The 13,520-nt window shown below is 66.8% G+C and carries 10 protein-coding genes; 4 read left to right on the top strand and 6 right to left on the bottom strand.

Features of this window, described 5'->3' with window-relative positions; all coding sequences use genetic code 11:
• Positions 1-19: 19 nt before the first annotated feature.
• Complete coding sequence (locus ACTJJK_RS07455) at positions 20-1,606, bottom strand: proprotein convertase P-domain-containing protein (protein ID WP_440729901.1); 1,587 nt, start codon at positions 1,604-1,606, stop codon at positions 20-22.
• Positions 1,607-1,970: 364 nt separating this feature from the next.
• On the opposite strand from ACTJJK_RS07455, the gene ACTJJK_RS07450 reads away from it, so the two are divergent.
• Complete coding sequence (locus ACTJJK_RS07450) at positions 1,971-5,480, top strand: PAS domain-containing hybrid sensor histidine kinase/response regulator (protein WP_036147959.1); 3,510 nt, start codon at positions 1,971-1,973, stop codon at positions 5,478-5,480.
• On the opposite strand, the gene ACTJJK_RS07445 is transcribed toward ACTJJK_RS07450, so the two are convergent.
• On the bottom strand, positions 5,468-6,223 hold the full coding sequence (locus tag ACTJJK_RS07445) for an SDR family NAD(P)-dependent oxidoreductase (RefSeq protein WP_031370651.1): 756 nt from the start codon (positions 6,221-6,223) through the stop codon (positions 5,468-5,470). The two genes, ACTJJK_RS07450 and ACTJJK_RS07445, sit on opposite strands and share 13 nt — an antisense overlap.
• A 134-nt stretch (positions 6,224-6,357) precedes the next feature.
• On the opposite strand from ACTJJK_RS07445, the gene ACTJJK_RS07440 reads away from it, so the two are divergent.
• The 3 genes from ACTJJK_RS07440 (at position 6,358) to ACTJJK_RS07430 (ending at position 9,880) form a co-directional block, all read left to right on the top strand.
• The gene (locus tag ACTJJK_RS07440) at positions 6,358-7,248 is read left to right on the top strand and encodes an AraC family transcriptional regulator N-terminal domain-containing protein (RefSeq protein ID WP_440729900.1); all 891 of its coding nucleotides are present in this window, start codon (positions 6,358-6,360) and stop codon (positions 7,246-7,248) included.
• A gap of 197 nt (positions 7,249-7,445) precedes the next feature.
• Positions 7,446-8,087 (top strand): hypothetical protein, encoded by a 642-nt coding sequence (locus ACTJJK_RS07435; protein ID WP_440729899.1) that lies wholly within the window; start codon positions 7,446-7,448, stop codon positions 8,085-8,087.
• Positions 8,088-8,326: 239 nt separating this feature from the next.
• Positions 8,327-9,880: an amidase gene (locus tag ACTJJK_RS07430; RefSeq protein ID WP_440729898.1), complete on the top strand. Its 1,554-nt coding sequence runs from the start codon at positions 8,327-8,329 to the stop codon at positions 9,878-9,880.
• 78 nt (positions 9,881-9,958) lie between these two features.
• On the opposite strand, the gene ACTJJK_RS07425 is transcribed toward ACTJJK_RS07430, so the two are convergent.
• The 4 genes from ACTJJK_RS07425 to ACTJJK_RS07410 all read right to left on the bottom strand — a co-directional run bounded on the left by ACTJJK_RS07425 (position 9,959) and on the right by ACTJJK_RS07410 (position 13,473).
• Positions 9,959-10,612, bottom strand: coding sequence for a glutathione S-transferase family protein (locus tag ACTJJK_RS07425; RefSeq protein ID WP_440729911.1), 654 nt, complete (start codon positions 10,610-10,612; stop codon positions 9,959-9,961).
• Positions 10,613-10,880: 268 nt separating this feature from the next.
• Entirely contained in the window at positions 10,881-11,321 is a 441-nt protein-coding gene (locus ACTJJK_RS07420; protein WP_440729897.1) for a nuclear transport factor 2 family protein, read from the bottom strand.
• Positions 11,322-11,405: 84 nt separating this feature from the next.
• Positions 11,406-12,365, bottom strand: a complete 960-nt coding sequence (locus ACTJJK_RS07415; RefSeq protein WP_440729896.1) for a type 1 glutamine amidotransferase domain-containing protein — start codon at positions 12,363-12,365, stop codon at positions 11,406-11,408.
• Between the two features lie 70 nt (positions 12,366-12,435).
• Complete coding sequence (locus tag ACTJJK_RS07410; protein WP_223619255.1) at positions 12,436-13,473, bottom strand: helix-turn-helix domain-containing protein; 1,038 nt, start codon at positions 13,471-13,473, stop codon at positions 12,436-12,438.
• Positions 13,474-13,520 lie beyond the last annotated feature (47 nt).

Raw genomic sequence — 13,520 nt, 5'->3', positions numbered from 1 at the left:
CGCCTCCTGCCGCATGGGCTCAGAACTGCAAGGCCCAGCGGTCGATCTTGCCGACGTCCTGCGCGGCGTTGTCGTTGACGCGCAGCTTCCACACGCCGTTGGCGATCTCGCTGACGGGCACGGTATAGACCTTGTTGATGTTGTCGGTGCTGCCGCCGGTGCGGTTATGCAAGTTGTAGAGGCTGCCGTCGGGCGCGACCAAGTCAACCTTCAGATCGCCCTGGTAGGTATGCACGATGGCCACCTCGACCCTCACCGACAGCACGCTGCCGCTGATGCCGCTGACCGTGACCGGGCTGTCGACGGTGGCGTTGTCGTTGATCGCATAGTCGGTGGTGTTCTCGAAACGCGGTGCCGGCGTGCCGCCGCCGTCGTCGCCGTCCGGCACGACCCCGCCGAAATGGCTCGAGACCTGCGGCCAGATCAAGGAGAACTTCGCGCCCGAATTCAGGCAGCCGCCGAAGTGGTGCAGGGCGATGGCCTTGCGGGTGGAACGCGCGATCACCGGCGAACCCGAGCTGCCGCCTTCGGTGTCGCAGTAATAACCGATATCGGTGTTGGTGCCGTTACCGTTGACGTTGGCCGAATCGACGCGGCAGCTGCCGCCGCCGTTGCGGTCGTCGACCACACTGAGTTCCTTCAGGCGCCCACCCGGATGGCCGGAGATGAACAAGCCCTCGCCCGCGGTCGCGGCGCGCACGTCGAGGCCGAGGTAACCGAAGCTGGAGATGGTCGCGAAGTTCTTGACCGTGAACAGCGTGTAGTCGAGCGTGGCATCGGTGCGCAGCATCTGGTCGCCGGCGACCTTGGTCACCGTGCCCTGCGCGCCGCCGCAACTGCTGAGCTGATAGTTGAACCAGAACTCGGCGCCGGCCACCGCTGCGGCGGTGTTGATGCAGTGGTTGTTGGTGAACATGCGGTTGTCGGGACCGACGCGCCACGCGGTGCACAGGCTGCCGCCGCTGCTGAGCATGCGCGCGACCGGGCGCGAACGATCGAAGGCGGTGGCGTCGCTGCTGGCGTAACACGCCGCGGCCTTCTTGTCGTCGACGCCGCAGATCGACTTGGTGCCGACCTGGCCGCCGAGCAGATTCGCATCCTGCAGTTCGCCGAGCATCGCCTCGGGATAACCTTCCAGATAACGCGTCACCACCACGCCGTGCCCGGAGTTCCAGGGCTCGCGCGGCGTGCCGACCAGGCGCAGCACCGCGACCGGGCCGCCGATCGACATCGCCGAGAAACTCAGGCGGCCGTCCTGGCCGAGGTCCTTGGCGACGGTGTAGCGGTCGCGCTGGGTGTTGCCGTAGCGATAGACCTCGCGGCCGTCGGGGCTGGCGACTTCGAGCATCACGCCTTCGGGCAGCGACAAGCGGTCGAAGTGCACCTTGATGAAGGCGGCGTCGGGCGTGCGGATTTCGACCGGCTCGAACGCGGCTTTGCCGCCGGCGCCCAGGCGCAGGTCGGTGCTGCGCTGCTCGGCGATCTTGAGCGGCGCCGGCGCTGGGTCGGCGGCGACGGCTTCTGGGGCGAAAGACAGGGCCAGGCCCGTCGTCAGGGCGATGGCGAGCAGCGTGGGCGCGAAGAATTTCGTGGTTCCGGACTTCATTGCGGTTTCCCTCCTGGAGCGGCGATGGCGCACAGAGCAGTCGCAACGGCGGTCGGCCGCCGTGCGGACGGCGGCGCAGCGTCGCGGTGCAGACGCCGGGGGTGATGAGTCGGAGCGCACGGCGACGGGCCGGCGCCGCAGCACGCTCTCAGATCGCCCCGGCCGAAACCGTGATCGCAGTGGTTCCCTCCGTGGCCGTATCGCTGAACCTTGACCGCGGCCTCAGCGCGAGCGTGCCGGCGGCCCGGCGCCGATTCGCCCCGCTCCGGCCCGCCCCGCGGCCAAAGTCGAAGCCCGGCGCCGGTCCGGCCCGCGCGCGCAGGCCGTACACTCGACCGACTTCATCGATTCCGAACCCGCGCCCTTGATCCCAGGCTGGATTCTGCTGCTGGTATCGGCCGGCTACGTCGGCCTGCTGTTCGCGGTCGCCTATTACGGCGACCAGCGCGAACGCACGCCGCGCGCGCGCTGGCTGCGCACCGCGGTGTACTCGCTCGCGCTCGCCGTCTATTGCTCGTCGTGGACCTTCTACGGCGCGGTCGGCACCGCCGCGCGCACCGGCCTGGGCTTCCTGCCGATCTACCTCGGCCCGCTGCTGATGCTGGCGTTCGGCTGGCGCATCCTCGAACGCCTGGTGCTGATCTCCGGCGAACACCGCATCGTCTCGATCGCCGACTTCCTGTCCTCGCGCTACGGCCGCGCACCCGGCCTGGCCGCCCTGGTCGCCGCGGTCGCGCTGACCGCCGCGGTGCCCTACGTCGCCCTGCAGTTCAAGGCGGTGGCGATGAGCGTGGAAGTGCTGGCCGGGGTGCCGTCCGACGGCGGCCTGCTCGCCGACCCGGCGTTCTACGTGGCGATGATGCTGGCGGTGTTCGCGATCCTGTTCGGCACGCGCCAGATCGACGCCACCGAACACCATCACGGCATGGTGCTCGCGGTCGCGCTGGAGTCGCTGGTCAAGCTGATCGCCTTCATCGCCATCGGCGTGTTCGCGTTACTGCACCTGCCCGGCCTCGGCAATTTCCCGCAACGCATCCAACAGGCCGCGCAGGTGGTGATCCAGCCCGGCCTGCCGGCCGGTTTCGTCACCCAGACCCTGCTCGCCTTCACCGCGATCATCTGCCTGCCGCGCCAGTTCCACGTCGCCGTGGTCGAGTGCCAGGACCCGAACGACCTGCGCGCGGCGCGCTGGCTGTTCGGCGGCTATCTGGCGCTGATCACCGTGCTGGTGGTGCCGATCACCCTGACCGGCCAGGCCGTGCTCGCCGGCAGCGGTATCTCGCCCGACACCTACGTGCTGGCGCTGCCGCTGCAGTTCGACCAGCAGGCGCTGGCGTTGATGGTCTACATCGGCGGCTTCTCGGCCGCGACCGGCATGGTCATCGTCTCCAGCGTCGCGCTGTCGACCATGGTCAGCAACGACCTGGTGGTGCCGCTGCTGCTGCGCAGCGGCGCCTTGAACGAAAGCCAGGGCATCGACCGCCAGGTGTTGTGGGTGCGGCGCATCACCATCGTCATGCTGGCGCTGATGGCCTATGCCTACCACCGCGGTTCGCTCGGCTCGAACGGTTTGGCCCAACACGGCCTGCTCGCCTTCGCCGCGGTCGCGCAATTCGCCCCGGCGCTGATCGGCGGCCTGTACTGGCGCGGCGCCAGCCGTTCGGGCGCGTTCTCGGGCCTGTTCGCCGGCACCGTGCTGTGGATCTATACCTTGCTGCTGCCGGCGCTCGCGCGCGGCGGCTGGATTCCCGATGCTTGGCTCGCGACCGGCCCGCTCGACATCGTCTGGCTGCGCCCGGAGCAACTGTTCGGCCTGGTCGGTTGGGACCCGCTGACCCACGGCACTTTCTGGTCGCTGCTGTTCAACATCGGCGCCTTCCTGTTCATCTCGGTGCGGCAGCGCCCGCGCTTGCAGGACCAGTTGCTCGCCGCGCCCTTCCTCGACCCCTACGTGCGCCGCCCCGCGCTCGGCCCCGGCGGCTGGGCCGGCAGCGTGCGCAGCGGCGAACTGCTGACCCTGGCCGAACGCATCGTCGGCGAACGCCATGCGCGCCGCGCCTTCGAGGACTACGCCCACCAGCAAGGCCGCGAATGGCAGCCGCTGCAACCGGCCGACCGCGCCCTGGCCCAGTTCACCGAACGCCTGCTCGCCTCGGCCATCGGCGCGGCCTCGGCGCGCCTCACCCTGACCAGCGCGCTGCGCGGCTCGGGCATGGAACTCGGCGAAGTGGTGGCCCTGCTCGACGAGGCCAACCAAGAGCTGCGTTTCAACCGCCAGGTGCTGTCGACCACCCTGGAGAACATCAGCCAGGGGGTCAGCGTGGTCGACCCGGAAATGCGCCTGGTCGCGTGGAACCGGCGCTATCAGGAACTGTTCGACTACCCGGACGGCATGCTCTACGTCGGCCGCCCGGTCGGCGACCTGCTGCGCTGGAACGCCGAGCGCGGCGAGATGGGCACCGGCCCGCTCGACGAACGCGCCATCGACGAACTGGTCGGCCGCCGCCTCGCCCACCTGCGCGCCGGCGCGCCGCACGTGTTCGAGCGTGTGCGCGCCAACGGCCAGGTCATCGAGATGGTCGGCCGCCCGCTGGTCGGCGGCGGCTACGTCACCAGTTACAGCGACGTCACCGACTACAAGCGCGCCGAACAGGCGCTGCGCGAAGCCAACGAGAACCTCGAACAACGCGTCGAGCAACGCACCCAGGAAGCCGAATCGGCGCAGCAGTCCAAGACCCGCTTCCTCGCCGCGGTCAGCCACGACGTGCTGCAACCGCTCAACGCAGCGCGCCTGTTCACCACCGCGCTGCGCGAGAGCGACGACATCGGCGAACAACGGCGCCTGGCCGAACGCGTCGACGCTTCGCTGCGCGCCGCCGAAGACCTGCTCGACGGCCTGCTCGACATTTCCCGCCTCGACGCCGGTGCGCTGCGGCCCGAGCTGACCGACTTCGACGCCGGCGAACTGCTGCGCGAACTCGCCGCGCAGTACGCACCGAGCGCGGCCGGCCGCGGCCTGGAACTGCGCGTGCGCCTGGCGCAAGCCTCGATGCCGGTGCGCAGCGACCGCCGCCTGTTGCGCCGCGCGCTGCAGAACTTCCTCGCCAACGCCTTGCGCTACACCCGCGAAGGCGGCGTGCTGATGGCCGCGCGCCTGCGCCCGCATCACGACCCCTCGCAACCGGGCCGCATCGAACTGCAGGTCTGGGACACCGGCCCCGGCATACCCGAGCACCATCTGGAACAGATCTTCGACGAGTTCCGCCGCTTCGATCAGCCCGGCAGCGGCGGCGAGCGCGGCCTCGGCCTGGGCCTGTCGATCTGCCAGCGCATCGCCCGCACCCTCGACCATCCGCTGCGCGTGCGTTCGCAGATCCGCCGCGGCAGCGTGTTCTCGATCTTCGTGCCGCGCGGCCAGGCACTGCGCGCCCAGCCCCTCGTCGAACCGGCGAACTCGTCGGCGGCCGACTCATTGTCCGGCCTGCGCGTGCTGTGCATCGACAACGACCGCGAGATTCTCGACGGCATGCGCGCCCTGCTCGACCGATGGGGCGCGACCGCGCTGCTGGCCGCGACCGTCGACGATGCCTTGGCATTGCTCGATCAAAACCCCGACGTCGCCCTGGTCGACTACCACCTGCACGACCGCCTCGACGGCCTCGCCACCATCGAGGCCCTGCGCGAACGCCTCGGCATCGCCTTGCCGGCCGCACTACTGACCGGCGACGGCAGCGACGCCCTCAAGCTCGCCGCGCGCGAACGCGGCTGCCGGGTGCTGACCAAGCCGATCAAGCCGGCCTCGCTGCGCGCGTTCCTGGCCGCGCAGAAACAGGCCGCGCAGGTCAGGCTGCGGCCGCCGCCTCAGATCGCCTGACCGCCCGATACCTCGATCCGCTGCGCGTTGACCCAACGGTTCTGCTCGGACAACAGGCTGGCGATCATCGGCCCGATATCGTCGGGCAAGCCGACACGGCCGAGCGCGGTCATCTCGGCGAAATGGCGGTTGAACTCGGGCGTGTCGCGCACCGCGCCGCCGAAGAAATCGGTCTCGATCGCGCCCGGCGCCACCGTGTTGACGGCGATGCCGCGGCTGCCGAGTTCCTTCGCCAGATACACCGTCAACACTTCCACCGCGCCCTTCGCCGCCGCGTACGCCGACCAACCCGGCGCCGAGAAGCGGGTCAGGCCGGTCGACAGATTGACGATGCGGCCGCCGTCGGCGATCAGGGGCAGCAAGGCCTGGGTGAGGAAGAACACGCCCTTGAAGTGGACGTCGACCAGGCGGTCGAACTGCGCCTCGGTCGTCCGCTCGAACGGCGCGTTGTCGCCGTGGCCGGCATTGTTGACGAGGTGGTCGAAGGTCTCGCGCTGCCACCTGTCCTGCAGTGCGGTCCGCAGCGTCTGCGCGAACGGCGCGAACGCGGCGACGTCGCCGGTGTCGAGCGGCAAGGCGACGGCCTTGCGCCCCATCGCCTCGATCTCGGCGACGACGTCGGCCGCGTCTTCGGCGCGGCGTTGGTAGGTGAGGACGACGTCGCCGCCGTGGCGGGCGATGTTGAGTGCGGTGTTGCGGCCGAGCCCGCGGCTGGCGCCGGTGACGAGGGCGATCTTGTTCATGCTGCGAATCCTGGGGCGAGTGAGGGCGCCACTATCGGACCGGCGGCCCGCCGCCGGTTGCTGGAATCTCGGCGTTGTTTGCCTGATCCTCCAGGCTGGCCCGTGCCGCCGCAGCGACGGAGTAGGCTCGCCCCGTGACCACTCTTCTCGATACCGTCGGCCATTACGCCCAGGCCCATGCCGACCCGACCGGCCTGGCCCGCACTCCGATCCCCGGCCTCGCCGCGATCCGCGCCACCGCACCCAGCGGCCTGCTGCACGAAATCTCGCGGCCGCTGGTTTGCCTGGTCCTGCAAGGCAGCAAGCAAGTCACGATGGGCACCCAGACCTTCGCCTTCGGCGCCGGCGACTCGTTGCTGATCGCCGCCGACGTGCCGACGGTCAGCCAGATCACCCAGGCCAGCGCTGCCGCGCCCTACCTGTCCTTCGTGATGGAACTCGATGCCGCCGTCATCGCCAACCTGGCGACGGAAATGCAGGCAGCGCCCACGGCCGAGCGTTTCCCGGTGCAGATCGAGCCGACCGACAGCGAAGTCGCCGACGCGGCCCTGCGCCTGATGCGCCTGCTCGACCGTCCCGCGTCGATGCCGGTCCTGCAAACGCAGTTGCTGCGCGAACTGCATTACTGGCTGCTGCTCGGCCGGCACGGCGCGGCGATCCGCCGCCTGGGCTGGCCCAACAGCAACGCCCAACGCGTCGCCAGGGCAGTGGCCGTGCTGCGCGCCGAGTTCGCCCAACCGCTGCCGGTCGAGCGCCTCGCCGCGGCCGCCGGCATGAGCCCGTCCTCGTTTTACCAACACTTCCGCGAAGTGACCTCGCTGTCGCCGTTGCAGTTCCAGAAACAACTGCGCCTGATCGAAGCCCGGCGGCTGATGTTGTCGGAAGGCGTCAGCGCGAGCAGCGCCGCCTTCGCGGTCGGCTACGAAAGCGTGCCGCAATTCACCCGCGAATACGGACGCGTGTTCGGCCTGCCGCCGGTGCGGGACACGCAGACGGCGAAGAACAAGGCGCGGCCGGTGACGTAAGTTGGGGTGTCGTCTGCTTCGTACGGGCGATTCGTGCCGACCGTGCGTCCAGCCCTACCGCCGTCGTCTTAACTCCTGAGACAGGGCGATGATTTAGTTGGAAGTCACAGGAACTTCATAGCAGAGAGCCAATGGCGCAACGCCTGCGGTCGTCGGAGAATGCCCCTCCACCTGCCGAGCATCGCCGACGACCCACCATGACCGCGTCCGACATCGACCCGAAGCTATTGTTCGCCTGGCAAGCCGCGCATTCCATCGCCCGCGGCTCCCCGGTTCCCGTGCACGACCGCGGCGGCTTTCGCGTGGACACCTACTCGGAAAAGGAAGTGAAGCGCTGGGTGTTCCCGGCGCTATGCGACGGCCTGCGCGAAATCGCCCGGGAGATCACCGCGCCTCGGCATTACCTGAAGCTGTGCGGCAGCGACGAGGAACTGCGAAGCGCACTGCCCGCCCGCTGGGCGATTCAGCCAGCGAACTATCTGATGACGACGGCCGTAGCCGACCTCGATACGAAGCCCCTGCCGGCCGGGTACAGGATGGAACTGCATCGTGCCGGGCCGGTCACCCGAGCCAGCGTCATCGCGCCGAACGGCGATCTGGCCGCAACCGGATGCGCGGCGGAAAGCGCAGAGGCCTTCATCTACGATCGAATCGAAACCGCGCAGGATCACCGCCGCAAAGGACTGGGCGTCGCGGTGATGGTCGCGCTTGGCAGCGCGAGAAACTCCGTTGCAAGTCAACAGCTCCTGGTCGCGACCGAAGACCGCCGCGGCCTGTATGCGAACCTGGGCTGGACGGTGCTCGCCCCGTTCGCTGCTGCGAGTATTCCGGAAGGCTGAAGCTATAAAGCCGGCTGATTTTGCGGTCCGGGCATGCTCCGTTCCGGTAGAAATATCGGGCTTACCCTGTCTCGTCCAGGCAAGGCTGTTACTCCCTTGCAGTAGGCCCGAAGTGACGGCTTCCAGCCGGTTGCGATCACTTGTTTCCGCTAGAATTCGGGCGTTGCAGGACAAGCAAGTAAGAATCCGGGGCGCAAACACCTCTGATTGAAGACCGCCGACCTACACACAGGGCCATCATGAATCCGATTTCCAGGCGTGACTTTCCTAGGGCGCCAGGCGGCACTTCAGTTTCATCCTGCGGCCCTGCCATTACCTCTGCACACAATGGCCTCGCATCGGGAGAGCTCGCCTTTTCGTCGGCGACCGAGCTGGCGCAACTGATTCAGCGAAAACAAGTCAGCTCGTTCGAACTCACTCAGTACTACATCGAGCGCATCGAACGATTCGATGAAGCGTTGAATGCCGTCGTGGCGAGGGATTTCGAACGCGCACTGGAAGCGGCGAAATCAGCCGACGAGTCTCTTGCCCGGGGACAGCGATTGGGATCGCTGCACGGCGTGCCGATGACGATCAAAGAAGCCTTCGACGTGTCCGGATTGCCGACCACGTGGGGCGTGCCGGAGCAACAGGACAACCTCGCCCTGAACGACGCAACGGTCGTCGGGCACCTGAAGGCAGCCGGCGCCCATTTCATGGGGAAGACGAACGTCGCGCTGCGACTCGCGGACTGGCAGAGCTACAACGACGTTTACGGAATAACCAACAACCCCTGGGACACTGCGAGGTCGCCGGGCGGATCTTCCGGCGGATCGGCCGCCGCGCTGGCGGCCGGTTTGACCGGCTTGGAATTCGCCTCCGATATCGCGGGGTCGATCCGAAATCCGTCTCACTTCTGTGGTGTGTATGGACACAAACCCACGTATGGAATCGTTCCGACGCTGGGCCACAATCCCCTTGGCGTCGTATCTGCGCCGGATTTGAATGTCGTCGGGCCGATGGGGCGGAGTGCGGAAGATCTGGCGCTGGCTCTGGACGTCGTAGCGGGTCCTGACCGGTTCCGGTCGCCGGGCTGGAGACTGGTGCTTCCACCGCCGAAGGCACGCACTTTACGAGGCTTGCGCGTTGCGATTTGGCCGAAGGAGGATTTCGTTCCCACCTCTGTGGAGATATCGGATCGCGTGCAGCAAGTCGGAGAAGCTCTTGCCCGTGCTGGCGCGGTCGTTTCTGATCTGGCCCGCCCTGAACTCTCGCCACGGCAATCGCACAACACATACCTGAACCTGTTGGCATCGACAGGACTCGTCAACCTTCCCGATGAGTACTATTCCGTTGCCCAGGCGGCGGCTGCAGAGTTCGATGCGAACGACGAATCGCCGTTAGCGGTAGTTACGCGCGCCCGCGTACTCGATCATCGAAGCTGGTCCGATCACGACGAAGCGCGTACCCGCTACCGCCTGCGGTGGCGCGCCTTCTTCAACGATTGGGATGTGGTGATATGCCCGATTTCCGCAACCACGGCCTACGAACATGATCATCGGCCCAAGCTCGAGCGAGTTCTCGCCGTCGACAGGGCACCGACCTCGCATTACGAGCATTACTTTTGGGTAGGCCTTGCGACACTCGCATATTTGCCGAGTACTGCTTTTCCCTGCGGATTATCGAGCGACGGGCTGCCAATCGGCCTGCAGATCATCGGCCCGGAGTATGGCGACCGGACCACCATTGAAGTGGCCCGGCTGATCGCACAGGAGCTTGGCGGTTTTCAGACGCCACCCGGTTTCGGGGCCTAACACCCACGATCGAGCGTCTACATTTGGCCGAAAGCCGACCGCCGCTCCGGACCGCAGCTCCCATCCCGAACCGAACCCTCAACCGGCTTGCGGCTTGGCGGCGTTGACCGCCCATTGCGCGGCGAATGCACGCTGGTAGGCGGGCCGCGCTTCGCCGCGGGCGACGTAGGCGGCCAGACGCGGAAATTCGTCCAGGATGCCCGACGGTCGCAGCCTGAGCAGCACCGACACCATCATCAGGTCGCCCGCACTGAATGCACCGTCGAGCCAGTCGGCATCGCCCAGGCGGGCCGCAAGCTGCACCAGCCGGTGGCGAATGCGATCTTCGACCAGGGGCAGGCGCTCTTTAGCCCAAGGCCGGTCGCCTTCCTGAAACTTGGCGACGACCAGGTCGAGGATCGGCGGTTCCACGGTGTTGAGTGCGGCGAACATCCAGGCGATGGCACGCGCCCGTGCATTGGCGTCGCCCGGCAACAGGCCCGGGTGGCTTTGCGCGAGGTGCAAGACAATCGCGCCCGTTTCGAACAGGGCGAGGTCGCCTTCCTCGTAGGTGGGAATCTGGCCGAAGGGCTGCAGGCGCAGGTGCGCGGGTTCCTTCATCGCAGCGAACGAAACCAGGCGGGCCTCGTAGGCTTGGCCTGTTTCTTCCAGCGCCCAACGCACGCGCGTATCGCGCGCCAGTCCCTTGCCGCCGTCGGGCGACCGTTCAAAGGCGGTAATGATGATGGCCATCGTGACACGCTCCTGGTGAGCCGGTTGCGGGTTGTCCGCTACATACACGACGAACGGCCGGAGCGGAATTCGACAGACGCCGGAAGCATGCGCATAAGCGCGCACCCGCGTCCGAGACGGGCACGGGCACGGGTGGAGTGAACCTGATTCGGTTTCATTCGGGGCAGGCATTCCGCCCGCCCTCGCGCAAAAGTTACGCCGGCACTATGCCGCCGCTTCGCGCCGCCCTGCGCGCGAAGCGGCGGGTTCGAAAGCCGCGCTACGGTGCTTAGGGTTTACGTTGACCGCTCCACGATTTGCTCACGATCATCCATTTCCCGTCGATCTTCGACAACGCAAGATAGTCCAGCCCCTTCCACGCGGGATAATCCAGCATCACTTTGACGACCGCAGCGTGTTCGGTCACATCCACGATTTCGTAACTGCGTTTGCGCTGGGCCTCATCGTCGGCCGGCTTGCCCTGGAACCCCTTCGCCCATTCCTCCGCGGTTTGCGCGACCACCTGGCCTCTGGTTGTCGAATAGCCGAGCACCACACCGTCTTTTCTGAGCACTTCGAAAGCCAGATTGGCGTCGCCGGTTTCGAAGGCGCGCATCATCTTTTTCATGGTTTGGTCCACCGCGTCATGCTCGCTGTTTTGCGCCACGGCGGAGGTGGGAAGAACGAGGAAAGCCAGTGCGAGAACGAACGACCGGATCGAGATTTTCATGGTTGTCCTGAGGTTTATCGAGTGCGTGAGGGTGGGTCCGGCCTCGCCCTGCGACGGCGATGCTCCGGAAGATCAGCGTTTACATCAGCGTTTCGCCGCGCCGCTGCCTGGCTGTCGATCGACCAGTTTGCGAAGAACATCGACCACGGCTTCCGCCACGGGCTTCGCGGACGCGTAGTTCTGGCCTGTCACCACCCTGCCGTCGACTTCGGCGTAAGGCTGGTTGCCATCGAGCGCATGGAAGGAGCCGCCGCGGGCTTCGACCGTTTTCCGGATCAGGAAAGGGAACTCTTTGAAGTAGGCAGCGCCCTGATCTTCGTGTTCTTCGGGGAAACCGGTGATGCGTTTGCCCGCGACCAAGGCTTGGCCGCTGGAGAGCTTGAGGTTGACGATTCCAGCCGTGCCGTGACAGACGGCGGAAACCACCCCGCCGTTGCGCTCATAAACATGCATGGCGATGTTCTGCAGGACCGGATGCTCCGGCACACCGTAGATGGCATTGCTGCCGCCGACGTAGTACACGGCGCGGTATCGGGCGGGGTCGACCTGCGCGGGTTTGGCGGTGTTCCGCAGCCCGTCCATGATGCGCCCGTCCTTCAGCCGAGGCTCCACCTCCTTGCTGACATAAGCGTCGAGGATCGGCACCGCCCCGCCGTCGGGCGAGACGAAGTCGACCGAATAGCCCGCGGCATGGAACGTATCCCACGCATGCACGACCTCGCCGAAGCTGATGCTGGCCGGCAGGGCCGATGCCCCGTGGACCTTGCTGCTGGCGAGGATGAAGAGAATGCGTCCCGGGTTGCCACCGGTGGGCTCCCGGCGGTCGGTCTTCGCGACGGATCGGGCCGTGCCCGTCCGCTCCGTGGGCGCCACGGTCGGCGAACGGTCGGCGGCCACCTGGCCGGCGATGGCATGCCCGGCAATGGCATGCCCGGTGAAAGCCGGCCCGGTGAAAGCATGGGCCGCCTGGGCGCCGGAAACGCCGCCCAGCCAGGCGGACAGCATGAGCATCAGGATGCATTGAATGAAGCGAGGTAGGTGCATGAGCGCGAGCTCGCGGGGAGGAGCCCGCACACTACCCAATCTCTTTCAAATCAATCTCTTGCAATATCCTTCAGGAGTGCTGGAATCGCTTTTCGGAGTCGGCTTTGGTCGCGCGGAACGCCGCCGGCGTGACCCCCTCCAGCTTTTTGAATGCGCTGTGGAAGGTCGACATCGATTGGAAGCCGGCTTCTTCGGCCACGACTTCGAGCGGCTTCGGGGGGAGCTGCCGCAGCAGCGCCTTCGCCTCACCCACGCGCAGTTGCGCCAGGTATTGCTTGAACGTGGTCTGGTTGTTGTCGTTCAACAGCTGCGACAACCGGGTCTGGGGCACGCCGAGCCGGCGGGCGAGGCGAGGCAGCGTCAATGCGGGGTCCAGATACAAGCGCTCGCGCGCCATCAACTCGGCCAAGGCCTGCAACTGCACGGAAGCCTCGGACTCCGGAATCCGCCGATCCTGATAGGGCTCGATCGGAGCCTGACCGGACCGCAGGCGCAGGTAGATCAGGACGCTCGCCGCGAGGACGAAGGTAAACGACAGCGCGCCGACGATGTAGGAGGTATAGCCGGAGGTGTAGTAGGCGATCCAGATCAACCAGATGCCGCCCACCGCCCCCAGCAACAGCGGGCCGGACGGCGTCCCCGAAAGCCGCGTGCGATGCAGGTACACCTGCGCGGTGGCGAGCAGGAGGTAGCCCAGCCACGAGTAGGTGATAGCCGGCGCGACGACGTGTCGCCACAAGTCGATGTGGCCGGCATAGGGCAGGAACACGTTGACGGCGGCGGCTATGGCCAACAGCCCGGCGATATGCCGACGGTCGGCCCGCCCGGGGCCGGGGCTATCGCCCTGGCTGGAGCGGACCAGAAAGAACAGGCAGGGCCCGATCATGAAACAGGCGGTCAGGCCGAGCTGGAGAACGATCTTGGGAATGTCGGGCCAAAAATAAAAGGCAACGGATTTCCCCGTTCGCACGCTGACCGCGAGGATCAGCAGCGATAGCCAACGCTGCGTGGGTTCGCCCTTGGCCCGCCACCAGAGAAACGACGCCGCGCCGATGCCGTTGAAGGCGCCGAGCATGGCGAAGAAGAACAGGAAATGCTGGCTCAGCATGATCGGCGCATCGAAAGATCGGTTTTGGTCGGGTCGCAACCGCACGG

Source organism: Lysobacter sp. 22409 (assembly GCF_052045105.1).
GTDB classification, from domain to species: domain Bacteria; phylum Pseudomonadota; class Gammaproteobacteria; order Xanthomonadales; family Xanthomonadaceae; genus Lysobacter; species Lysobacter antibioticus_B.
The sequence above is the reverse complement of the archived record's forward strand: the minus strand, read 5'-3'. Positions and strand labels throughout refer to the sequence as shown.